Genomic DNA, 22,024 nt, shown 5'->3' with positions numbered 1-22,024 from the left:
CCACAGAACTTCCGCAGCGGTGCTGCCCGCCGAACACAGACTGCGCACCTCGGACGCGTTCCGTTCCGTGGTGCGTCAGGGTGTCCGGGCTGGGCGGCATACCTTGGTGGTCCACGCGCTGGCTACAGGGGCACAACCGTCCCGGGCTGGCTTCGTGGTCTCCAAGGCGGTCGGCAATGCCGTCACCCGCAACCGCGTGAAGCGACAACTCCGCCACCTCGTCGCGCAGCAGATTGCTCGCGTCCCTGACGGGGTGGACGTTGTGGTGCGAGCGCTGCCGTCGGCAGCGACGGGGTGCCTCCGAGACGACATGGTGCCCGCGTGGGATTCTGCGTTGGGCAAGCTCGGGTCGTTTCGATGAAGTACGTCCTGATTGGCCTTCTGAAGGCCTATCGCGCCGTCATCAGCCCCCTGTATGGGGATGTCTGCAAGTTTCATCCCACGTGCTCGGCCTACGCTCTGGACGCCGTCCGGATCCATGGCGCCGTAAAAGGCACGTGGTTGACCATGAAGCGCCTCGTGCGCTGCCATCCCTGGTCGCTCGGGGGCATTGACCCCGTGCCGACCACTGACGCACAGAAGGTGCAGCGTGTTTGACGGGATTCTCGGCTTCCTGGACCTGATCATGCAGCCGATCTATGCCGCGATGTCCGGCATCCTGGTCGGCTTCCACTGGCTTTACAGCCAGGTACTCGACAGCGAGTCGGGCTGGACGTGGGCGTTGGCGATCGTGTCGCTGACCGTCGTCGTCCGGATGCTGATGATTCCGCTGTTCGTCAAGCAGATCAACAGTTCCCGCTCGATGCAGTTGGTTGCGCCGAAGACGCGCGCGCTGCAGGAGAAGTACGGCAGCGATCGCAACAAGCTCGCCGAAGAGATGCAGAAGCTGTACCGCGAGGAGGGGGTTAACCCCGCCGCGTCGTGTCTGCCTTTGCTGATCCAGATGCCGATCTTCCTGGGCTTGTTCTACGTGCTCAACGGTGCAGCTCACGGGCAGCCGAAGGGTTACTTCTTCGAGCAGAACCCTGCCCTGGTGACCTCGCTGCAGCATGCTCGCGTCTTCGGTGCGGAGATCTCCGCCACCTTGAGCAACAACGGCCTGACGAACTTCAACTCGACGTTCTTCGTGACGGTCTTCCTCATCATCGGCATGACGGTGACCTTGTTCATCACGCAGTTGCAGATGACGCGCAAGAACATGCCGCCGGAGGCACTCACGGGCCCGATGGCGCAGCAGCAGAAGATGATGCTGTACCTCTTCCCGGCGATCTACTTGTTCACCGGCGTGAACTTCCCCATCGGCGTCATGATCTACTGGTTCGCCTCGAACCTGTGGACGCTGGGGCAGCAGTACATCCTGATCCACAACAACCCGACGCCTGGGACGCCCGCGTTCATCGATTGGCAGGATCGGATGCGCGCCCGCGGCAAGGATCCCGACGCGATCTTGGCTGAGCGCCGCGCGAAGATGCGCAAGACCAAGGCAAGTCCGGTGGCTGGCGATCCGACCAAGGTCGCGCGTCAGGGCACGACCGCGACGAACACCAACGTCGATCCTGCATCCGCTGATTCCGATGCGTCGGAGTCGGGCGACGGATTGAGTAAGCAGCGCGTCCGTCGGCAGCAGCCGACCAAGGGTTCACGCGCCACCCGCAAGCAGGGGCCCCGTTCCTGAGGACCCTCCCCCACGAGGAAATGAGCGAACATGAGTGAGGATCAATCCGTCGTGTCCGAGGTCGTCGAGGCCGAGGATGTCGCGATCGAAGAGCCCGTCGACGAGGACGCGGACGCCCCCAAGGTGAGCAAGCGCGAGGAGGCCCTGAACAACGAGGGCGAGATCGCAGCGGACTACTTGGAGGAACTGCTCGACATCGCGGATCTCGATGGGGACATCGACACGTTCAACGAGTCCGGCCGGGCTCACGTCTCCGTCATCACGGATGGCGATGTCCTGGTCGGCAAGGAGGGCGAGGTCCTGGACGCGCTGCAGGAGTTGGCGCGCCTGGCGGTCATGACCGAGACCGGTCACCGCAGCCGCCTGATGCTCGACATCGCCGGGTATCGGGACAAGCAGCGTCGCCAGCTCCAGGATCTCGCCGCCGACGCGATCGCTGACGTGCAGAACTCCGGCGAGCCGGTGCGTTTGAGCCCCATGAACCCGTATCAGCGCAAGATCGTTCACGACTCTGTCGCTGCGGCCGGGTTGTCGAGCGAGTCGGAGGGCGAGGAGCCCCGTCGGCGCGTGGTCGTGCTGCCGAAGGCCTAAGCGATGGAGATGCCGGCGGTCGCCGGTGACCTCTTTGGGGCGGACGCCGCGATGGCGTCCGCCTACGCGCATCTGCTGACGACGCGCGGGGTCGAGTGGGGGCTGATCGGGCCTCGCGAGGTGGAGCGGATCTGGGAGCGTCACGTCCTGAACAGTGTGGCCGTATCCGCTTTGGTGCCTCAGGGGGCTTGTGTGGTCGATGTGGGGTCTGGGGCGGGCCTTCCGGGCATTCCCCTGGCTATCGCTCGTCCGGACCTTCAGGTGACCCTGCTGGAGCCCCTGCAGCGACGCGCCACGTTCCTCAGCGAGGTGGTTGCGGAGGTTGGGCTGGCTGAGCGCGTCACGGTGGTGCGCGGCAGGGCCTCACAGGCGTCGGACCACGATCCGCTGGTCCACCGTGGTCGCTACGACGTCGTCACGTCGCGAGCCGTGGCGGCCCTGGCAAAGCTGGTGCAATGGTGTGAGCCGCTCATGGGGCGCGAGGGACGCATCGTGGCGTTGAAGGGCTCCTCCGCTCAACAAGAGGTCGATGATGCTCGTGGCGTCCTGCGTAAGCGGGCTTTGAAGGCGTCCGTGCATCAAGAGGTGGCCTACCCGGGCGCAGAGCCCACCTGGCTGGTGTTGTGCCAGCGCGACGCTCGCTGACCGCTCGGAGTTCTTCGTAGGCCTTGCGTGCCTTCGTGACGCGCCCGGGGGTGGTTTCTCTCGCGGGTTGCTCGCCGCCGGTGCGGACGCCGGTTCGGAACTCCATGGGAATCTCCTCGGGCTGCCGCCGGGTCCGCCAGGGGCGGGCTGGACGCGGCGAAGGTCGGGGCCCGATGCCACCCTCTGTGGTTTGTCGCCCTAGGCGCCGCAGTGTGGGACGAGGCCCGCGATAGGGAGGCCCGCGATGGGGCTGAGGCTGCACATACGGACGAGGTTTACATGAATCCGCGTTCCTGCTTGGGGGTGGGGGTTTTCGCAGTGCCGCAGTGGGAGTGGTGTCTGCGGGAGAGCGCACCGCGTCACGCGGGTGAGTGCCCCTAGCTATGGAGGAGTTCACCCGGCGTGGGGTGGGGCACACCCTCACGTTAGGGGGGCCGAGATGACTTCTGTGTGTTGGATGGCCAGGCCGATAATGGTGGGGATCTTCCTCCGGGGTTTCCTTAGGGTGCGACCGCGTATCGCTAACGAGATAGAACAATAAGACGGTAAGTCGATAAAGAGGGATGTGATCTCCCTATCCGGCTTTGGGCTGTCTCTGTTGGTGTTGCGGAGCGAGCTTGCCTTGCGCGGCGCTGGGGCGCGCTTGGCCGTGCCGCTGCCTACCTCGCCACCGTCGCTTTATGGGTCAGAGGGGCTCATCGTCGCGAAGGCAGCTGGGGCGCTGAGTTGTCCGGCGCCTGGGCGCTTCGTGACGATCAAGTCGTGAGCATACCGGCGTCGCTGTGAGCGGCCGCTCGCGAGTGCTATCCAGCGCTACCGCCGGGGGTCGTCGTCTGTCGCTTTAGTGTGCACTTGTGGCGTTGCTCTCATGGCTGCTCGTATGGTGCTTCTGGCTTCTGCCGCCCGCCTCGGGGGCTGGGGGTGTCGGGTGAGGCTTGTTGTCTGGGAGTCACCGTCGGGAGTGGAGTGATTGTCGGGGGCGACGTTCCGGTGGCTGCTTTGCAGTCCTGGCCTTGTGGTGCTTGGCGGCCTTCCACTCAAGTGTGATGCGGTGATGATGTGGCTGCGGGCTGCGGGCTGCGGGCTACGGGCTACGGGCTGCCAGGTGTGGACTTTTCGGTGCGGGGTGCCCAATGCGGGGTGCCGGGTGCGAGTCACGGGCACGGGATATGTTGTGCTGGTGCTGGTGCTGGTGCTGGTGCTGGTGCTGGTGCTGGTGCTGGTGCTGGTGCTGGTGCTGGTGCTGGGTTGCGGGGTGCCTGGGCTTGTCGGGTTCCGTGTTGCGCGTGCTGGGGTCACGGTTGGGGGTATCGCAAGAGCGGGTGCCGGGCTGCCGGTAGTCAGGTTGTCGGGTGCAAGACTTCGGGCGTTGGGGAGTTCACTCACCTCCCATGAGGTGGATCCACCGGTTCGCAGCCCCCGCTGTCAGAGGTGCCCGAGGGCTCTAGGTGGAGCTGGGGCCTTCGCCTAGGGAGTGCGCGCGGTGAGGGGGCTGTGGTGTTTGCTGGCGGGGCCCGATATGTCGGCCGCGAAGCCCTTCGGTGCTTCCGGTGGTGCCCGTGGTTTTGGGTCCTGGTCGCTCGGGTTGCGTTGCCGAGGTTTCGAGGCTGATCCGTGGGGGGGGGGGCGGCCCTTTCGGGGCTGATGTTTCACGTGAAACGTTGGGCGTTTCGGCGGAGCGATCATCCGGCCCACTGCCCTCGGTAGGGGAGGACCCAGCTTCATGCCTCGTCCCGAGCGCTGGTGGAAGCGAGAGTCCCCTGGTCCGCATCCCCCTTGATCTACCGATGCGCGCTGGGTCTCTACCCCGCGTCGAGAGTTCAGGGGAAATCCCGACTGAGGTGCAGAATCGACGCGCTGGAAGCGCGTTCGCAGGGGCTTCTTGTCGGATGCGCGGGTTAGACTCGTTCAGCAGTCGCCAATGAGGAGTCTTCATCGTGCCTGATTCCGTAACGAGACCGCGCAGGGTTCTCCTGACGCCGGACGACGAGCCTTTTCGTCCTGATGTGCCGGATGATCTGTCCGTCGATGTTTCACGTGAAACGGGCTCACTGCCGCATCCTGATTCGCCACGAATCATGGTCGTTGCAAACCAGAAGGGCGGCGTCGGCAAGACGACCACTGCGGTCAACATTGCCGCAGCGCTTGCGGAGGGTGGGCTGCGCGTCCTGGTGATCGATGTTGATCCGCAGGGGAATGCGTCCACGGCTCTGAATGTCCCCCATGAGGAGGGCACGATCGGGACCTATGAGGTCCTCGTCGATCAACTCCCGATCATTGACGCGGTCATGCGGTGTCCGGAGGTACCCGGATTGTGGGTACTTCCCGCGTCGATCGACCTGGCCGGAGCTGAGATCGGACTGGTCGCAGCCGTTTCACGTGAAACGCGCTTGCGCACGGCGCTACACCACTTCTTCCGCGACTACTACGTCGACTACGTCATCATCGACTGCCCCCCATCGCTCGGGCTCCTCACCCTCAATGCCCTCGTGGCCGCACAGGAACTGTTGATCCCCATCCAGTGTGAGTACTACGCACTGGAGGGAGTAACCCAGCTACTGCGAACGATTGACCTAGTCAAGGGCAGATTGAATGACGATCTGACTCTCTCTACTGTCCTCTTGACGATGTTCGATGCCCGAACGAACCTCGCTAACCAGGTGGCCCAAGAAGTCAGGACGCACTTTGAACGTGAGACGTTGGAGACGGTGATCCCGCGATCGGTGCGGATCGCCGAGGCGCCTTCGTTTGGGCAGACGGTCTTGACCTATCACTACTCATCCGTCGGCGCGCAGGCCTACGTCCGAGCGGCCGAGGAGATCGCCGCGCGTGGCGTCACGCCAACGATCTGACCACAACAAAGGAGAAGTCATGGCGGCACCGCGGCAGCGAACTGGCCTGGGGCGTGGTCTAGGAGACCTCATCCGCCCCACGGGGCCAGAATCAAATACCGATGAGCGAACGGATGAGCCCAGGACGGAGGTCGCACAGACTTCCGGAGCCCCGGAGCTCGTCGCGGCCCCGCAGGGATCGTCATTCGCGGAGATCCCCGTCGCGAGCATCACCACCAATCCAAAGCAGCCACGTCAATACTTCGATGACGAGGAGCTTGCTGAGCTGGTGGAGTCCATTTCCGAGGTCGGACTCCTGCAACCCATCGTCGTGCGACCCCTTGGTCAGGGCTACGAACTTGTCATGGGGGAGCGGAGGCTGCGCGCCACCAAGGCGGCGGGCCGGTCGGTCATCCCCGCCATCGTCCGCGAAACGGCTGATCACGACCTCCTGCGCGACGCGCTCCTCGAAAACCTCCACCGTGTCCAGTTGAATCCCCTCGAAGAGGCGGCGGCCTACCAGCAGATGCTGGACGACTTCGGCTGCACCCAGGATGAACTCGCCACTCGGATCAAGCGTTCGCGCCCCCAAATCTCCAACACCATCCGTCTTCTCCGGCTCCCGGCGCCCGTCCAACGCCGCGTCGCGGCGGGGGTGTTGTCGGCAGGGCACGCACGCGCATTGCTCACCTTGTCCGATCCGGTCGAGCAGGAGCGTCTCGCTCAACGCATCGTCGCAGAGGGCCTTAGCGTAAGGACGGTCGAAGAGATCATCGCCTTGACGCAGCACAGCGAAACGCGTCGGCGACGTTCACCCGCTACGCGCGAGCCCTCACCTCGCGCCACGGCACTCACGCAATCGCTCACCGACAGCCTCGATACCCGCGTCAACGTCCAGATCGGCCGCAACAAGGGCAAGATCACGATCGAGTTCGCCGGGGAGGATGACCTCGACAGGATCCTGGTCGTCCTACGTGAGGGTGTAGCGACTGAGCAATAAAGCGACAAATATATTTCGGGCTAAACTGATGTAGTGGTTTGGCCACCCGTGCCGCGATCGAGACCCTGGGTGACGTGGTCGCCTCACCGGACTCCATGCACGTGCGCACGATCCACGCCTGCGCGGAGGGTCCACGTTCGCCTGCGGTCAGTGGGCCTGGGCCTGGGCCTTCGATAGTCCCGACAGCGCGTAACACGACGCCCCTCATATGACTCGTTCAGGGCGCCTGTGTCGCTCGCTGAGGCCGCCGGGGTGTTGGTCTTTCCAGCGGCTTGCATTCCTCTCTTTTGAGGTGGGCGCGGGGAGCGGCACCCCTTCTCAGGGAATCCAGCAAACCATGTGTGCTGCGTGGCCCTGCTCCTGCAGGACCGCCAATGAGGCCTTGTCGGGTGAGGAGGCGTCGCTGGCGACCAGGCGTCCTGCGACAGTCCCGCGGGGGATCCCACGCGTGCTCGGGGGGGGGAACCGTGGCCTTGCGGAAGGGGGCCGAAATTTGGGGGGAGGTCCTGGCTCACGGAGAGGTCGGCTAGAACCTGCTCAAGTTCGGCCGAGAGCCGAGAGCCGAGAGGTGAAGGTGCTGGGCGAGGGGCCAGGGGCCAGGGGTGAAGGCGCCCCTCAGGACACCTCCGGTGCCCCCTCCTCCACGGCGGCGAGGCGATGCTTGACGTCCTTGGTGGCGTAGTATTCCGCCACGAAGGACATGAACGGCACGGTCCCGCCCAGGGCGATGAGGAGAAGCCGCATCCAGGGCCACTTCACTCGGCGTCCAAGATCGTAGGCGGTGATGAGCAGGATCATGTAGAGCCAGCCGTGAGGCGAACCAACGACAGTGACCACGAGGTCGTTGCCACCGAAGTACTTCAACGGCATGCCGATCACGACGAGGACGACCAGCAGCACCCCGACGATCCACGCCATCAACCGGTAGCGCAGCAGCGCGCTCTTGATCCCCGGGACGTCCTCGGGCTCAAGCGGGGTGTCGTCGACCGACATGCTCATAGGTTCTGCTCCTTTGTCGTGGTCGCGTCGACCGCCACCTCGTCGTCATGAGGGAGGGTGACGCCCTCCTCCAGGGTGCGCTGCCTTGCTCCAAGACTGTGGGCCAACTTGATGGCCATACCGAGGGCAAACGCGGCGAAAACCCACCATTGCAGGGCGTACCCGCTGTTGCGGGCCGAGCCTTCGCCGGAGGGCAAGCTCACTGGTGCATGACGCATACCCTGGGCGGCAGACTCCTCCGCGGTGAGCGTCACAAACCCCGGAATCAGTTGTTGGGGCCACTGCTGAGCCAGCAACGGCATCCTGACGCTCCTCAGCGTTCCATCCGGCACGACTCCATCGGGGTCACCCTCACCAGGCAGGAACAGCCCCGTCTCGGTGACCGTACCCGCCGGGGGAGTAACGAACTGTTCCTGAGCGCCACTCAGCCCCCGCACGACGGGCAAGACCCGGCCATCGGACAGTCGCACCGCTGTCAGGACGCGCACCCCTTCACCCGTGGGGATCAAGATCGTCTGATCGGGGAGATAGTCGCCAGTGAAGGTGACCTGCTTGCCGTAGATATCGCCCACGGCGCCATCGGTAGCGACGTGATCCATCAGCGGTACAGCGGGTTGCGCGGCCCGATCCTCCACGGAGCGATTGCCTTTGTCCACGAACACCTGCATCTGCCACAGGCCCAGGACGATCATGACCACGGCGGCCAGTGCGCCGACGCTCACGATCAGGACCTGCTTCAGACGAGTGCTCATGCAGACGCATCTCCGTCAGCGACGCCGTCCTCGCCGAAGGACCGCGCTCGAGCGACCCCGACCAGCGCAGCGCAGACATCAGCAAACCGAGCGCTGGATGCCTCAATCGCGAGCGGAAGCAGGGACGTCTCCGTCATGCCGGGTGCGACGTTCACCTCAAGGAAATAGGGGACCCCGTCGCGGACAATCATGTCCGTGCGGGACAGATCCCGCAGACCCAAGGCGCGATGCGCGCTGAGCGCCATCTGAGCGCAGGCAGCCGCAACGTCGGCGTCCATGGGTGCCGGAGCCAAGAAGCGGGTGGCCCCTGCGGTGTAGCGCGCGGTGTAGTCGTACACCCCCGAACTGGGGCGAATCTCGACCGCGGGCAACGCGACGGGGCCATCCCCCAGGTCGATGACCGAGACAGCCACCTCGGTGCCCTCGATGAACTCCGCGACGATAGCCACATCGCCGTAGCTGAAGGCGCCCACCACAGCCGCAGGCAGCGCGCTGGCGTCATCGACCTTGGCGCTCCCAAGAGCCGAACCGCTGCGGGCGGGTTTGACCATCATCGGGAAGCCGATCTTGGTGGCGAGTGCGCCCACGAGGTTCCCTGCGCCCAACTCGCGGAACATGTCGGTCGGCAGCGCCGACTGCTGCGGCGTCGCGATCCCTGCGGCAGCAACCGTTGGGGTCATGACGGCCTTGTCGAACGCGATCCGGGACGCCGACCCTGTCGACCCGACATAGGCGATGTCCAAAAGATCGAACACCTCACGCAGAGCCCCGTCCTCGCCGGCGCCACCATGCAGCACCGGAAACACGACGGGCTCATCCAGCGACGCGATGGTGTCGATCAGGGACGCGTTGATGTCCGCCTCCACCACCGTGTGGCCGGTTTCCCGCAGGGCCTGTGCCACCCGGCGTCCGGAACGCAGAGAGACGTCCCTTTCGTGAGAGAGGCCGCCTGCCAAGACGATGACGTTGTTCGACACGATGCTCTCGCTTCCTCGTTCAGCTCAGGTCGGGGGCCGGTCCGATCACCGGCGTGTGGGGCGTGTCCGTGGCGGGCAGGCCAAACGTCTCCCGCATCTCCAACTCGTCGCGGATCACCTTGCCGAGGCGGCGCGTCCCCTCGTAGATCCGCTCCGGGGTGGGGAAGCAGTAGGACAAACGCATGTTGCGGCTGCCGAAGCCGTCGGCATAAAAGGCGTTGCCTGGCACGTAAGCGACGCGCTCATTCACCGCGCGGGCCAGGAGCGCTTGAGAGTCGAGCCCCTCCGGCAGGGTGAGCCACACGAAGAAGCCACCCGTGGGATGGGTCCACGTGGCGGTGGGCGGCATGTGATCGGCCAGCCCTTGCAACGTTGCATCGCGGCGGGCGCGATACATCTCCCGGAAGTTGACGATCTGGGCGCGCCAATCAAAGTTCTCCAGGTAGTTCGCGATCGCGAACTGGCTGAACACCGGCGGCGACAAGACGGCGGCCTCTTGTGCGATGACGAGGCGCTCACGGACGGCGTGCGGCGCGAGAACCCAACCGATCCGGAACCCGGGGGCGAACGTCTTGCTGAACGACCCCAGATAGATGACGCCAGGATCCATGGATCGCAGGGCCGGCAGCGGTTCGCCCTCGATCGTCAACAGCCCGTACGGGTTGTCCTCCACGATCAGCAGGCTGAGCTCTTGGGCGACCGCGAGGATCTCCTTGCGGCGTTCCACCGGCTGCGTGATCCCGGTGGGGTTATTGAAGTTCGGGATCGTGTAGAGGAACTTGACGTGCTTCCCAGCGGCCCGCAGCGCGGTGACCGCGTCCCGAATCGCGCTCGGGATGAGCCCATGCTCGTCCATCGCGACGTGATGAATGTCGGCCTGATAGGCGTTGAAGGTGCCCAGTGCCCCGACATAGCTGGGCGCCTCGCACAACACGACGTCGCCCGGATTGACGAAGATTCGGGTGACGAGATCCAGTGCCTGCTGAGAGCCACACGTGATGACGACATCGTCGGCGTTCGCGTGAACTGCCTCCTCCGCCATCACGTCAACGATGTGCTCGCGCATGAACAACTCGCCCTGCCCCGAGCCGTACTGCATCGCCTGGATGCCCTTGGTCTGGATGAGCTGGTCGAAGGACGCACCCAAGTCTTTGAGGGGGAGATCCGCAATGTTCGGCATACCGCCAGCCAACGACACAACCTCGGGGCGGTTAGCGACGGAGAAGAGAGCTCGAACTGCAGACACGGTCATGGATGCCGTGCGGTCTGCATACTGGTCGATGTACGAGTCCAGCCGCGTGTCGCGGCGGGAAGGTTCGAGGGAGCTCACCGTCTCAGTCTCCCACCAGAGCGGGGGCAGTCCAAAGGAGGTGGCCCATGAGGTCGCTGATTGCGCTGGACAGCCACGACTTCGCCACCGTGGTCTGTCCGTGGTGCGGTCGCGGAGCGCCCAGGTCGTCGTTCGGCTTCAAAGTGCTGCGCGACGACGAGGTGGTGGGGCTGCTCGCCTGCTCGGCGTCCGACGAACTGGGCGGGTTCTATCCGCAGTCCTCCGTCGTCATCACCCAGTTGTGGGTGAGCCCCGAGCATGTGGGCGAACTCGTCGGCAGCCAGCTCGTGCAGAAGGTGGCCGCGGTAGTGGCGCCGGAACGCGTCCGCTACCTGGTGTCCGGTGGGACGCATGGCGTCCCCGATTGCCGACACCTCCCGGCGGGCTTCCTGGACGCCGTGGGTTTCGTCGAGTCCGTTCCCGGCGCCCAATGGCGGCTCGATCTGTGGCGGACCACCTGGGTCGCCCGGGCGGCGCGACAGGTCATGGGGTGGGTCGAACGCCTGTGGCCCGGACGCCGCCCCGCCCCGGCCGGACGATCCATCCACGACCCCTCCGAGTAAGGGGGGGCGGCCAGGAGGCGGAGACGCGCGTGGACCCGGGCGATCGCGTCACCAGGGCCCACGCCGCCTCGTCTGAGCTCTACCGCTCGGTCACCGGCACATAGTCGCGCTGGGTGTGACCCACGTAGATCTGCCGCGGACGGCCGATCTTGTTCGTCGGATCCGAGACCATCTCGCGCCACTGGGCGATCCAGCCGGGGAGGCGTCCCAGAGCAAACAGCACCGTGAACATCTCGACCGGGAACCCCATCGCCTGATAGATCAGGCCGGTGTAGAAGTCGACGTTCGGGTACAGCTTGCGCTCGACGAAGTAGTCGTCCGACAACGCGGCCTCTTCAAGTTCGAGGGCGATATCGAGCAGCTGATCGGTGCCGCCCCGGGCCTTGAGGATGGCGTCGGCGTGCTTCTTGATAATGGCCGCGCGCGGATCGTAGTTCTTGTAGATCCGGTGCCCGAAGCCCATCAGCTTGGTGAGATCGGAACGGTTCTTGACCTTGTTCAGGTAGTCCTGGACGCTGACGCCGTCATCGCGGATCGAGCGCAGCATCTCCAACACGGCCTGGTTCGCCCCGCCGTGGAGCGGGCCGGACAGAGCGTGGACGCCTGCCGAGACCGAGGCGTAAATGTTGGCCTGGGAACTGCCCACCAAGCGCACGGTCGACGTCGAACAGTTCTGTTCGTGATCGGCGTGCAGGATGAGCAAGACGTCGAGGGCGCGCGTGATGGCGTCGTCGAACTGGTAGGGCTCGGTGACGGTGCCAAACGACATGCGGATGAAGTTCTCGATGTAGGACAGGCTGTAGTCCGGCCACAGCGTGGGGGAGCCGGTCGAGTTCTTGAACGAGTAGGCCGCCAGCGTGGGTACCTTCGCCATCAACTGATGGGTGGCCGCCTCGATCTGGTCGGGCTCGAAACCGATGGTGTCGCGCGAGAACGTCGACAGCGCTGTGATCGCGGCCGACAAGACGGGCATGGGGTGCGAGCGGCGCGGGAAGATGCGGAACAGTTCACGCAGCCGCTCATCGATGACCATGTGCCGCGAGATCTTCTCGGTGAACGTCGCCAGTTCTTCGGCGGTCGGCAGTTCGCCGTACAGCACCAGGTAGGACGTCTCCATGAAGGTGGACTTCTCCGCCAGTTGCTCGATCGGGTAGCCCCGGTAGTGGAGGATGCCCGCCTCGCCATCGATGTAGGTGATGGCGGACTTGCAGACAGCAGTGTTCGCGAAGCCGACGTCGTAGGTGGTGTCACCCGTGGCGGCCAGCAGCTTGCTGATGTCGTAGCCGTTGTTGCCCTGTGTGGCTTGAACGAACGGCAGTTCCAGGTTGTTCTCCCCCGTATTGAGGGTTGCAGGATCCGGCATAGAACTCCTCCTTGAGACCGTGTCGTGGCGCAGCTAGGGAACGCGTGCCAGTTGCGGTCACCCTACATCGACTGGGGAAGAGTGAACGAACACGCTTTGGTTGACAGTTCAACTAGACGGGTCTACAGTAATGCCTGTAACGCAGCACGGACGCTTCCTAGTCTGGAAGGGTCCAGCCCCGACCAAGGAGAACCAGCATGACCCAGCTCAACGAACTCAAGGGAACCTTCACGCTCGACCCGAGCCACAGCGAGATCGGTTTCGTCACCCGTCACGCCATGGTGACCAAGGTGCGCGGCTCTTTCAGCGACTTCTCCGGCACGGCCACGGTCGACGGCGCCAACCCGTCCACCTCCAGCCTCGAGGTCACCATTCAGGCGGCCAGCATCTCCACCCGCAACGAGGACCGCGACAACCACGTCCGCTCCGGCGACTTCCTGGACGTCGAGACCTACCCCACCATCACCTTCAAGGCCACCGACTTCGCCGTCGCCGACGAGACCGTCACCGTGACCGGTGACCTCACGATCCACGGCGTCACGAAGTCCATCGCGATCCCGTTCGAGTTCACCGGCGAAGCCAAGGACCCCTTCGGCAACACGCGCGTCGGCTTCGAGGGCTCCGCCACGGTCAACCGCTCCGACTTCGGCCTCACCTGGAACGCCGCCCTGGAGACCGGCGGCTTCCTGGTCGCCGACAAGGTCGTCCTCGAGTTCGAGGTCTCGGCCATCAAGGCTTGATCCCCCGCGACGCTGACGCGTCGAGCACGTCCCTGAGGGCCGGTCATCGCGACCGGCCCTCAGTCATGCCCTGGGACGCCGGGGCGGCGTCAGCCCACGCTCACGCGGCGTCGGCACGCGGACGCCGCAGCGCCGACAGCCGAAGCCTCGCGTTGTAAGAGATCGAACCAGCCCCGAACAGGCGGACCGCCACCCACAGCAATGCCGCCGTTGTCGCGTACAAAATGACAACGGCCGCGACCGCCTCGGGGATGCTGAGCGTTCCCGTCGCGTTGCGCACCTGCGCGGCAATCGGCGCGGTGAGCGGGAAATAGGTCAAGACCTGCGTCAAGGGCGAGCCGGGGTCTCCGGCCACCAAGGGCATGACATACAGCGGCAGGAACATGACCAGTACCAGGCCGCCGAAAGCAGAACTTGCGTCCTTGACCGTCGGCGCCACCGATCCGATCGCCACCAACAACGCGGTGAACATGCCAAACCCGCCCACGAACAGCAGCGCGGCCACCGTGATGGTGAACGGATCAAGCGTCACCTCGGCCACAGCGAGGGGCGAACTGGATGCCCCGCCCATGAGACGACCACCCGTGCTGCCCAACCAGACGAGCGCAGGAACCACAAAGACGGCCGCCTGAACCAGCCCGGCGATGATGACCGCCGTGATCTTGGCCAAGATCAACACCCGCGGGCGGATCGTGGTCAAGATCATCTCCGTGACGCGGTTCTCCTTCTCCTCCACGGTGATGTTGAGCATTTGCTGACCCAGCATCAAGATCGCCGCGTACAGCAGGATCAAGAAGAAGGCGGGGATGATCGCCCCCGACAACCCCGTGCTGCGTTGGCCGTCCTTCCACGTCTCCAGCGTCATAGGGACGTCACGGGTGAGCGACACCAGGCGATCATCGCCCAGCCGGGCGGCGGCTGAATCGGACACCAGCCGGCGCCCCAACGAGTACCACTGACTCGTGTTGAGCAGGCCCTCGTCGCGGGCGACGACGCGCACAGGGTCGGTTCCCGGATGGGCGGGGACCGCGATGTAGGCGTCCAAGGTGCCCGCGTGGACGGCCTGCTCGGCGCCGGCAGGGGCGGCAGTCAGGGTGCCGCCGAGTCGGGTTGCGACATCGGGCAGGACGATGCCCGACGCGTCGGAGTACTGGAACGTGATCCCGTCGCTGGCCTGGCTGGCGCGGTCAGCCGCCGAGGAACTGCTGAAGAACGACAACGCCATGATGAGCGCCATCAGCACAGGGACGCTTAGCGTCGTCAGCCAGTAGATCGGGCGCAACAAGGTGCGTCGCAACTCGAACGCGAGGACCGTGCCAAAGTTGTGCGAGTTCATGCGCTGGCCTCCTCGGGGGCGTGGCCGTAGATGCTCAAGAAAACCTGCTCCATGCTGGCGGTCGTCGCATCGAAGCGATGGACGGTGACCCCCGCGTCCATCAGAGTCCGCAGGACGCGTTGATCGTCGGTGCCATCGGCGAGCGCGAACTCGGCGTAGTTCCGCTCAGCCGTGACCACCTGCCACCCCTGCGGTGGGGGCAGCGTCCCCGAATACTGCACGCGCACCATGTGGCCGCCGTAGGACTCGCGCACCGCTTCCACCGTCCCGTAGGCCTCGGCGCGGCCGTCCTTCAAGAGCAGGACGCGGTCACACAGCCGCTCGACCTCCTCCATCTGGTGCGTGACCATCACGATGGTTGCTCCCGCGCGTCGCTGGTCTTCGACGATGTCGAGCAACAGCCGACGGTTGATCGGGTCGAACCCCTTGGTCGGCTCATCAAGGATCACGATGTCGGGATTGTTCATGACCGTGACGCCGACCTGCACCTTCTGCTGCTGGCCCCCCGAGAGCTTGTCCAAGCGGACGCGGGCGTGGTCTTCGAGGCCGACCCTGCGCAAGAAACCCATCGACCACAAGGCCGCCGCGGTGCGCGCCATGCCCTTGAGTTGCCCGAAGTAGGTCATGACGTCAATGACCTTCTCCTTGCGATACAGACCCCGCTCTTCGGGGAGGTACCCCAGCGGGCCACTGGTCGCGGGGTTGAAGGGGGCCCCGTTGACGAGCAGTTCTCCGCTCGTGGGGGTGTAAATGCCCAGGAGGGCGCGCAGCGTCGTCGTCTTACCGGACCCGTTGCTCCCCAGCAGCCCGAACGTCTCGCCGCGACCCACCTCGAAGCTGAGATCGTCCACGATCTGCTTGCCTCCGAGCACCATGGAGAAGTTCCGGACCTCGATCACCGACGGGCTCGTCATGCCCACCATCCAAGCATGGCGATCCAACGCCCCGGGCTAGCGCAGACCCGATGCCTCAACTCCCTGGACGAGCCACCGCTGCAGGAACAAGAACACCAGCAAGACGGGAATGATCCCGATGAGGGCGCCGGTGAACATTTCCGGGTAGCGGGTGCCCTGACTGGTCATGAACTGGCTCAGCACCACCTGAATGGTGCGCAACTGCGGGTCTTGGGCGATGAGCAGCGGCCACAGGAACGCGTTCCAGGCGCCGATGAACGTGATGGTGCCGACCGCAGCAATGCTGCTGCCCGCGTTGGGGACGACGATCCGCCACAGCGTCGTCCAGGTGTTGGCCCCATCCAGCGCGGCGGCCTCCTCCAACTCCTGGGGGAAGTCAACGAACCCCTGCCGGAACAGGAACGTCGCGAACGCCGAGAACACCACGGGCACGATCAACCCGCGATAGGTGCTGATCCAGCCCAGCGAACTGACCATGACGAAGGTGGGAATGAACGTCACCATGGCGGGAACCATCAACGTGAACACCGTCATCCCGAGGATGATGCGGGACGCCGTCGTGCTCCAGCGCGCCAGCGCGTATCCGGCCATCAGCGAGATGACGAGGGTGGCGGCAGTCTGCACGGTGGACACCACCAGGGACGTGACCAAGGCGGGCAGGATCCCCAGACTCGGATCCCCGAGCACGGCCGTCACGGTGGCCCCGTTGAGGGCGTCCGGCCACCAGCGCCATACGGGCGCCACGACGGCCTGCTGCGTGGAAAACGCGTTGCGGGCGATGACATAGAAGGGCAGCAGGAAAACGACGGCGAGCAGTGAGGCCGCCAGGTAGGCGCCCACGTGAGCGCGGGGTCGACGGTTCATCAGCGGCTGCCGATCGCGAGCAAACGGTTCTGCAGGAGCGAGAACGCCACGATGACCAGGGTCACGATCATGGTTCCGGCCGAGCCGATGCCGAGATCCTGACTGCCGGAACCGAACGTCACCAGATACAGGTACACCAGGGGAGGCCGGGCATAAGGCGGATAGCCGCTCGCGGTGGTGAGGGTGTTGTAGAACTCGTCGAAGGCCTGGAACGCGTTGAAGGCCAGCAGCATGGACACCGCCACCGACGTCGGACGCAAGAGCGGCCAGGTGACGAACCGGAACCGCGCCCAGGCGCCCGCCCCGTCCAGTTCGGCAGCCTCATAGAGTTCCGGATCGATCCGGTTCAGCCCGGCGATGAACAAGATCATGTAGAAGCCGACCTGAAGCCACAGCCGCAGCGTCACGAGCACGAACCAATACCAGGTGTTCTCCCCGCCCAGCCAGTTCACGGGCGCGAGGCCGAACGCGCTGAGCAGCGTGTTGGCCAAGCCGAAACGGGCCCCGTTGAAGAAGGACATCCGCCACACCATCGACGCGATGACATAACTGACGGCGGTCGGGAGGAAGAACACCGAGCGGAAAAACGCGCGGGCCACCGTGATGCGCTGCAAGAGCAGCGCGAGGCCTAGCGAACACGCGAACGTCAAAGGAACGATGAACAGCGCGAAGAGCACGAAGGTGACCAGCGACTGCTGAAACATCCGATCGCCCAGCAGGTACGCGTAGTTGCTGAGCCCGACGAACGACGTGGGGGTGACGGTGTTGCGCGCGTCGAACAACGACAGCCACAGACTCCACAGCATCGGCACGTAGACGAACACGATCAGTCCAGCGAGGAACGGAGTGACGAACACCCAAAACCAGCGCCGGTTACCGCGGGCCAGCGAGGAACCCGCGTGTGAGTGACGCATCCCTAGTCGTTGACGCGGGCGAGTTCGGCGTTCACCTTGGAGGCGGCTGCACCGAACTCGGTCGCCGGGTCGGCGCCGTTCTTCACGACGTTCGACAAGGCGGTCGCATAGGCGTCCCCGGAAGCGGACGTCCAAAATAGGGCGTTGGCGCGTCCAAAATCGGTCACGAACGAGGCGGCATCCTGACCAGGCCCTGCCGCTACTTTCGTGGCTCGCGGCAGGAGGGCGGGCTTGGCGGGCAGGTGGACGCCGAAAGCGTTGCTGAACTCGACCTGGCGATCGTCGGAATCGACCCACAGCCACTTCACGTAGTTCTTGGCGACCGTGAGATTCGCGCTTTGCGCGGAAACGCAGGCGCTGAACGCCCCGAAGGGGACGACCTTCGTGCCGCCTGTTCCCGCCGCGGGGAAGGGGAGCACGCCGACATCGTCGCCATGTGCGGCCAGAACCTTCGTCAGGTCCCAGAGCCCGCCCCATTGCAGGGCGGTTTCGCCATTGATGAAGGGCGAGGCGTCCGACCAGTCGGCGGAGGCAGATTTCACCATACCGGGCGAGTCGAACAGCGTTTTGTATTGGGCGACCGACGCATACAAGGCGGGATCGTTGAACGTTGCTGCCGTGTTGGCGGGGTTGAGCTCGGACAATCCAGCCGCCCAGATCAAGAGCAGCCCCAGGACGCCGACGCCGCCATCTTGACCCGCGAAGAAGCCGCCCATTTCCGGGGTGGCGACGCTGTTCGCCACATGCGTGAGCTCTTCGAGTGTCGACGGAGGTTGCAGACCTTTCGCGGCCAGCACAGACTTTCGATAATAGAGAAGTTGCATGTCGACCGTTTGCGGGACGGCCCAGATCTTGTCCTGGTAGGTCATCCGCGCCAAAACCGTCGGGGTGAACTGGGAACGAGCGGCGCCGACAGCGTCGGTGACGTCGGCCACCTGCCCCGCTTTGATCATGTCCAGTGTGGGGCCATTGGCGTACTCGAAGACGTCGGGAGCGGTCGGGGTCAGCAGGGCGGCAGAAAGGGCCCTCTCGTAGTCAGCGGCCACGACGTTCACGTCAATCGTGGCGCTGGTGTACTCACTGGCCCACTTCTTCAGCGCAGCTTCCACGCCGTCCTCGCCGTACTTGTGGTACCAACTCGCGAGGGTGGGCCGCGCACCAGAGGCGCCTGCGCTGGGGGCGGCGGACCGACCGGTGTTGGAGCCGCACGCGGTGAGGGCTGCGGTTGCCGTGAGCCCACCACCGACGGTGAACAGGGTGCGTCGCGAGAGTGTCATGCGCGTGAGCATAGTTACCCGCAAGTGGTTGACGCGAGCGCTATCGCCGAGTGTTCGCAGGGTGGGACTGTCGTGTCGAGCATCCTGGCGCGGGCCTGGCGAATGGCCTTCTCGGCCCGCTACCGCCGGGCTCAGCGACGTGGAGAAAGCCTCAGAATTCTCAGCTTTTTGGGCAGGGGAATCGCTGTTTAGCGTCGTCGGCTTCCACAGGCTTTGTGCGGTCGACAGCGGTTGTCCACAGACGGGGTGGTGACAACTGGCGCCATTACCCAAGAGTTCCCTAAAGTCTGCATCGTTCACCCCCGGACAACGATGAGGACCACCCCCCATGGCGACTCAGGAAACTCCACCGGCGCGCCCCCTCATGAGGCTGCGGCGCAGCCCCAGCTGGTTGGCATTCGGTATCGTCGCGGTCTGCCTAGGCGGGTTGCTGTCCGCCTTTGCCTACCTCAGCGCAGTGGAATCAACACCGGTTCTGCGCGTGAATCGGACCGTCTACCGGGGTGAGATCCTGGCCCCCACTGACTTTTCGGTCGTGCATGTGGGCTCAGGTGTTGACGTTCGCTCCGTCGCCGACTCCCGCATCGGCGAGGTCGCCGGCCGAGCGGCCGTCACCGACCTGCCCGCTGGTGGGTTGCTCGTCGAGGGGAGTTGGTCGGACGCGACGCAACCGGTGGGGATGGCCCGCGTCGGTGCGCGGCTCGCCCAGGGCCGATTCCCGGTCGGTGATCTGCGTCCAGGCACGCCAGTGAGCGTCGTGGCGCTGGCCGACTCGGGTGCGGAGGGAAAGCTGCCCGGAACTGTGCCAGCCACCCTCGTGATCGCACCCACACCCCAGCCGGACGGCTCGCTGGTCTTCGACCTCTTCGTGCCCCTCGATCAAGCAGAAATGGTCACGCGACTGGCGGCCGCCGAGCGGATCTCCCTCATCCAGCAAGGGGGAACGCGATGAGTTCCATCGTGCTGACCAGTGCGAGCGGTGCGCCAGGGGTGACGACGAGCGCACTGGGGCTGACCTTGGCGTGGCCGAGAGCATCCGTGCTGGTGGACGCCGATCGTGCTGCCACTCCGACGGTCATGGCGGGCTACCTACACGGGCAGGCAGCCGGAGCCGGGCTGGAAGCGATTCTGCAGGCGCACCGGGAGCGTAGTGCGCTGCCCGAGGCACTGAAAGCGATCGTGCGTCCGCTGCCCCCGCTTCCTGGGGACGAGGCTCCGCGGGCGCTCCTGACCGGCTTCACCCATCTGGGAGCCATCGACCTGTTCGATCCGGTGTGGCCACCGCTGCTGGACGCGTTTGAGATGAATGTCGAGGCGGACATCATCATCGACGCCGGTCGCACCGGGCACCGGGGATTGCCCGATCCGCTCGTGCGCGAAGCAGACCTTGTGGTCCTGGTGTGTCGAACATCGTTAATCGCCTTGTCGGGGCTTCGGCCCCACCTGGCTGCACTGGCAGCGATCGCCAAAGTGGGGGCCACGGGTCTCGTCCTGGTGGGCCCCCGGCGCCCCTATGCCGCTGACGAGGTCGCCGAACAATTCGGTGTTCCGGTCCTGGCCGAGATTGCGTGGGATCCCGTAGCAGCGGACGAGCTTCACGCAGGCCCTGGGGGATTGGGGCGTCGTTGGTCGCGCTCAGCGTTCGCGGTCAGTGTGGATAGGGCCGCGGAAGCCCTTTTCGGCCACCTTGCGCGTCGGGATCAGGCGGTCGCCTCATGAGTGACACCTCGCTGCGGCGCTTGGCGGACGTCCCACTGCTACAGGAACGTCCCGATTTCGCGGTCGCTGTGCCCCCCGCTCGGCGGGTTGCGGAAAGCCCGAGCCGCGATGATGTGGATTGGGGCCTTGTCGTCACTTTGCGCCGCCGCGCTTCCGATGAGGTGGCCCAGGCCGCCCAGGCGCATGCGGAACGCACGGGGATGCCCCTAGGGGACGCCGATCGACGGCTCATGGCGCGAGCGGTGCTGAGGCGCGTCGTCCGCGAACATGCGGAGGAACGCAGCCAACTCGGCGATCTGTGGACGGTCGATCGTGAGCAGCGCTACACCTCAGCCCTCGAGGACGCGATCTTCGGGTTCGGCCGCATGCAACCGCTGTTCACGCTCCCCGGCGCAGAGAATGTGGAGATCCACGGTTTCGACAGCGTCGTCGCCCAATATGGCGATGGACATCGTGAGGCGCTGGCTCCCGTGGCCGATAGCGATGAGGAACTGGTGGAGGCGGTCCGCTTCCTCGGCGAATCGGTCACGCCACCGCGCCCCTTTGATGACGCCCATCCCACCATGACGGTGGCCCTGGGCGACTCGCACCGCCTCCATGCCATTGGATTCGGGCTCTCCTATCGACCTTCCATCACCATCCGCCAGCACATCCTCACCAGCGTCACGCTCCCTGATCTGGTTGACGCGCAGATGATGCCAGAGGATGTTGGCCGCCTACTGCACGCGGCGGTGCTGGGGCGTAAGTCCCTCGTGGTGGCCGGGGATCAGGGCGCGGGCAAGACCACGCTGCTGCGAGCGCTCATCGCCTCCATCCCCGACAACGAGCGGTTCGGCACGTTGGAGACCGATTACGAACTCCTCACCCACTTACAGCCAGGGCGTCGCAACATTCTCGCGCTCCAGGCTCGCGTTGGGCTCGGCGAAGTGGCGGACGGGCGTCACGTGGGTGAGTTCACGATCGCCGAACTCATCCCGGAAGCTCTGCGACAGAATCTCTCGCGGCTCATCGTCGGCGAGGTCAGAGGCGCGGAAGCGGGCGCCATGTTCGAGGCGATGCAGTCCGGTGCTGGCACGATGAGCACGACGCACTCGCACTCGGCTGAGTCCACGATCGATCGACTCGCCTCGCGTGTGGCCCAAGGTGGCGTGATCAGCATGGCCGAGGCGTACCGACAGATCGCGCACCATGTGGCGTTGATCGTCTACGTGCGTCTCCAAGACGACACGTGGCGTGGTGGAATCCGGACGCGAGCCGTCGCTGAAGTGGCTGCCCTGACGGGGGCTTTGGAGAACGACCGTCCGGTGACACACATGGTCTACCGCGCCGGTGAGGACGCGGCCGTCCACCCCGAGACCCGCCTGTGGGCCGAACTTGAGCCCTTTTGGTCCGATTGGCGGGCGCGATGATCATCTGGGGAGTTCTGGGGGCCTGCCTCGCCGTCGCAGGCGTGGTTGTCCTCTTCGCCGTCGGTGCGGGGGCTCTGACCCAAGCTCCGGCAGCTCACTCATCCACAGGTCTGTGGACAAGAGCT

General features: G+C 65.2%; 22 protein-coding genes. 12 read left to right on the top strand and 10 right to left on the bottom strand.

The features are described from left to right. The first annotated feature begins 19 nt into the window (after positions 1–19). The 7 genes from rnpA (at position 20) to C1706_RS06055 (ending at position 6,742) form a co-directional block, all read left to right on the top strand. Positions 20–361: a ribonuclease P protein component gene (rnpA, locus tag C1706_RS06090; protein ID WP_129458326.1), complete on the top strand. Its 342-nt coding sequence runs from the start codon at positions 20–22 to the stop codon at positions 359–361. Then, complete coding sequence (gene yidD, locus C1706_RS06085) at positions 358–597, top strand: membrane protein insertion efficiency factor YidD (RefSeq protein WP_129458325.1); 240 nt, start codon at positions 358–360, stop codon at positions 595–597. Before rnpA ends, yidD begins: the two co-directional genes overlap by 4 nt. Positions 598–625: 28 nt before the next feature. Then, complete coding sequence (yidC, locus tag C1706_RS06080) at positions 626–1,675, top strand: membrane protein insertase YidC (RefSeq protein WP_129458423.1); 1,050 nt, start codon at positions 626–628, stop codon at positions 1,673–1,675. A gap of 30 nt (positions 1,676–1,705) precedes the next feature. Then, positions 1,706–2,266 carry a Jag family protein gene (locus C1706_RS06075; protein ID WP_129458324.1) on the top strand — a complete coding sequence of 187 codons (561 nt, stop codon included), beginning with the start codon at positions 1,706–1,708 and terminating at the stop codon, positions 2,264–2,266. A 3-nt stretch (positions 2,267–2,269) separates the two neighbouring features. Continuing rightward, positions 2,270–2,911, top strand: a complete 642-nt coding sequence (rsmG, locus tag C1706_RS06070; RefSeq protein WP_129458323.1) for a 16S rRNA (guanine(527)-N(7))-methyltransferase RsmG — start codon at positions 2,270–2,272, stop codon at positions 2,909–2,911. Between the two features lie 2,006 nt (positions 2,912–4,917). After that, positions 4,918–5,763 (top strand): ParA family protein, encoded by an 846-nt coding sequence (locus tag C1706_RS06060; RefSeq protein WP_431830688.1) that lies wholly within the window; start codon positions 4,918–4,920, stop codon positions 5,761–5,763. 19 nt (positions 5,764–5,782) lie between these two features. Then, the gene (locus tag C1706_RS06055) at positions 5,783–6,742 is read left to right on the top strand and encodes a ParB/RepB/Spo0J family partition protein (protein WP_129458321.1); all 960 of its coding nucleotides are present in this window, start codon (positions 5,783–5,785) and stop codon (positions 6,740–6,742) included. A 615-nt stretch (positions 6,743–7,357) separates the two neighbouring features. On the opposite strand, the gene C1706_RS06050 is transcribed toward C1706_RS06055, so the two are convergent. From C1706_RS06050 to C1706_RS06035, 4 genes are read right to left on the bottom strand one after another with little or no spacing between them, the layout of a single operon-like run. After that, positions 7,358–7,741 carry a DUF3817 domain-containing protein gene (locus C1706_RS06050; protein WP_129458320.1) on the bottom strand — a complete coding sequence of 128 codons (384 nt, stop codon included), beginning with the start codon at positions 7,739–7,741 and terminating at the stop codon, positions 7,358–7,360. Beyond that, positions 7,738–8,493: an SURF1 family protein gene (locus tag C1706_RS06045; protein ID WP_129458319.1), complete on the bottom strand. Its 756-nt coding sequence runs from the start codon at positions 8,491–8,493 to the stop codon at positions 7,738–7,740. The genes C1706_RS06050 and C1706_RS06045 overlap by 4 nt, the downstream gene beginning before the upstream one ends. Then, entirely contained in the window at positions 8,490–9,470 is a 981-nt protein-coding gene (locus C1706_RS06040; protein ID WP_129458318.1) for a D-alanine--D-alanine ligase family protein, read from the bottom strand. Before C1706_RS06040 ends, C1706_RS06045 begins: the two co-directional genes overlap by 4 nt. A gap of 19 nt (positions 9,471–9,489) precedes the next feature. Continuing rightward, positions 9,490–10,830 (bottom strand): aminotransferase-like domain-containing protein, encoded by a 1,341-nt coding sequence (locus C1706_RS06035; protein ID WP_241653461.1) that lies wholly within the window; start codon positions 10,828–10,830, stop codon positions 9,490–9,492. Positions 10,831–10,847: 17 nt separating this feature from the next. Here C1706_RS06035 and C1706_RS06030 point away from each other — a divergent pair, with 17 nt between their 5' ends. Next, a complete protein-coding gene (locus C1706_RS06030; protein ID WP_164987455.1) occupies positions 10,848–11,363 on the top strand; it encodes a GNAT family N-acetyltransferase in 516 nt (171 codons plus the stop codon). A 79-nt stretch (positions 11,364–11,442) separates the two neighbouring features. Here C1706_RS06030 and C1706_RS06025 read toward each other — a convergent pair whose 3' ends face one another. Continuing rightward, positions 11,443–12,726 (bottom strand): citrate synthase, encoded by a 1,284-nt coding sequence (locus tag C1706_RS06025; protein WP_129458315.1) that lies wholly within the window; start codon positions 12,724–12,726, stop codon positions 11,443–11,445. Between the two features lie 197 nt (positions 12,727–12,923). Between C1706_RS06025 and C1706_RS06020 the strand changes: the two genes are divergently transcribed. Then, positions 12,924–13,466: a YceI family protein gene (locus tag C1706_RS06020; protein WP_129458314.1), complete on the top strand. Its 543-nt coding sequence runs from the start codon at positions 12,924–12,926 to the stop codon at positions 13,464–13,466. 100 nt (positions 13,467–13,566) lie between these two features. Here C1706_RS06020 and C1706_RS06015 read toward each other — a convergent pair whose 3' ends face one another. From C1706_RS06015 to C1706_RS05995, 5 genes are read right to left on the bottom strand one after another with little or no spacing between them, the layout of a single operon-like run. Continuing rightward, positions 13,567–14,802: an ABC transporter permease gene (locus C1706_RS06015; protein ID WP_129458313.1), complete on the bottom strand. Its 1,236-nt coding sequence runs from the start codon at positions 14,800–14,802 to the stop codon at positions 13,567–13,569. Beyond that, entirely contained in the window at positions 14,799–15,716 is a 918-nt protein-coding gene (locus C1706_RS06010; RefSeq protein ID WP_206660999.1) for an ABC transporter ATP-binding protein, read from the bottom strand. Before C1706_RS06010 ends, C1706_RS06015 begins: the two co-directional genes overlap by 4 nt. Positions 15,717–15,752: 36 nt before the next feature. Further along, positions 15,753–16,580, bottom strand: a complete 828-nt coding sequence (locus C1706_RS06005; RefSeq protein WP_129458311.1) for a carbohydrate ABC transporter permease — start codon at positions 16,578–16,580, stop codon at positions 15,753–15,755. After that, complete coding sequence (locus C1706_RS06000) at positions 16,580–17,494, bottom strand: carbohydrate ABC transporter permease (RefSeq protein ID WP_129458310.1); 915 nt, start codon at positions 17,492–17,494, stop codon at positions 16,580–16,582. The genes C1706_RS06005 and C1706_RS06000 overlap by 1 nt, the downstream gene beginning before the upstream one ends. 2 nt (positions 17,495–17,496) lie before the next feature. Next, positions 17,497–18,771: an ABC transporter substrate-binding protein gene (locus tag C1706_RS05995; protein WP_129458309.1), complete on the bottom strand. Its 1,275-nt coding sequence runs from the start codon at positions 18,769–18,771 to the stop codon at positions 17,497–17,499. Between the two features lie 328 nt (positions 18,772–19,099). Here C1706_RS05995 and C1706_RS05990 point away from each other — a divergent pair, with 328 nt between their 5' ends. From C1706_RS05990 to C1706_RS05980, 3 genes are read left to right on the top strand one after another with little or no spacing between them, the layout of a single operon-like run. Continuing rightward, positions 19,100–19,723 (top strand): hypothetical protein, encoded by a 624-nt coding sequence (locus C1706_RS05990; protein ID WP_129458308.1) that lies wholly within the window; start codon positions 19,100–19,102, stop codon positions 19,721–19,723. Then, on the top strand, positions 19,720–20,490 hold the full coding sequence (locus C1706_RS05985; protein WP_129458307.1) for a CpaE/TadZ family protein: 771 nt from the start codon (positions 19,720–19,722) through the stop codon (positions 20,488–20,490). Before C1706_RS05990 ends, C1706_RS05985 begins: the two co-directional genes overlap by 4 nt. Beyond that, complete coding sequence (locus tag C1706_RS05980; protein ID WP_129458306.1) at positions 20,487–21,899, top strand: TadA family conjugal transfer-associated ATPase; 1,413 nt, start codon at positions 20,487–20,489, stop codon at positions 21,897–21,899. Before C1706_RS05985 ends, C1706_RS05980 begins: the two co-directional genes overlap by 4 nt. Positions 21,900–22,024 lie beyond the last annotated feature (125 nt).

Source organism: Propioniciclava flava (assembly GCF_004126535.1).
In the GTDB taxonomy this organism is placed as follows: domain Bacteria; phylum Actinomycetota; class Actinomycetes; order Propionibacteriales; family Propionibacteriaceae; genus Propioniciclava; species Propioniciclava flava.
The sequence above is the reverse complement of the archived record's forward strand: the minus strand, read 5'-3'. Positions and strand labels throughout refer to the sequence as shown.

Coding starts and splice junctions, on each gene's coding strand:
- yidD (WP_129458325.1), top strand. CDS start 358: ATGAAGTACGTCCTGATTGGCCTTCTGAAGGCCTATCGCGCCGTCATC.
- yidC (WP_129458423.1), top strand. CDS start 626: ATGCAGCCGATCTATGCCGCGATGTCCGGCATCCTGGTCGGCTTCCAC.
- C1706_RS06075 (WP_129458324.1), top strand. CDS start 1,706: ATGAGTGAGGATCAATCCGTCGTGTCCGAGGTCGTCGAGGCCGAGGAT.
- rsmG (WP_129458323.1), top strand. CDS start 2,270: ATGGAGATGCCGGCGGTCGCCGGTGACCTCTTTGGGGCGGACGCCGCG.
- C1706_RS06055 (WP_129458321.1), top strand. CDS start 5,783: ATGGCGGCACCGCGGCAGCGAACTGGCCTGGGGCGTGGTCTAGGAGAC.
- C1706_RS06050 (WP_129458320.1), bottom strand. CDS start 7,741: ATGAGCATGTCGGTCGACGACACCCCGCTTGAGCCCGAGGACGTCCCG.
- C1706_RS06045 (WP_129458319.1), bottom strand. CDS start 8,493: ATGAGCACTCGTCTGAAGCAGGTCCTGATCGTGAGCGTCGGCGCACTG.
- C1706_RS06030 (WP_164987455.1), top strand. CDS start 10,848: ATGAGGTCGCTGATTGCGCTGGACAGCCACGACTTCGCCACCGTGGTC.
- C1706_RS06025 (WP_129458315.1), bottom strand. CDS start 12,726: ATGCCGGATCCTGCAACCCTCAATACGGGGGAGAACAACCTGGAACTG.
- C1706_RS06020 (WP_129458314.1), top strand. CDS start 12,924: ATGACCCAGCTCAACGAACTCAAGGGAACCTTCACGCTCGACCCGAGC.
- C1706_RS06015 (WP_129458313.1), bottom strand. CDS start 14,802: ATGAACTCGCACAACTTTGGCACGGTCCTCGCGTTCGAGTTGCGACGC.
- C1706_RS06010 (WP_206660999.1), bottom strand. CDS start 15,716: ATGACGAGCCCGTCGGTGATCGAGGTCCGGAACTTCTCCATGGTGCTC.
- C1706_RS06005 (WP_129458311.1), bottom strand. CDS start 16,580: ATGAACCGTCGACCCCGCGCTCACGTGGGCGCCTACCTGGCGGCCTCA.
- C1706_RS06000 (WP_129458310.1), bottom strand. CDS start 17,494: ATGCGTCACTCACACGCGGGTTCCTCGCTGGCCCGCGGTAACCGGCGC.
- C1706_RS05995 (WP_129458309.1), bottom strand. CDS start 18,771: ATGACACTCTCGCGACGCACCCTGTTCACCGTCGGTGGTGGGCTCACG.
- C1706_RS05990 (WP_129458308.1), top strand. CDS start 19,100: ATGGCGACTCAGGAAACTCCACCGGCGCGCCCCCTCATGAGGCTGCGG.
- C1706_RS05985 (WP_129458307.1), top strand. CDS start 19,720: ATGAGTTCCATCGTGCTGACCAGTGCGAGCGGTGCGCCAGGGGTGACG.
- C1706_RS05980 (WP_129458306.1), top strand. CDS start 20,487: ATGAGTGACACCTCGCTGCGGCGCTTGGCGGACGTCCCACTGCTACAG.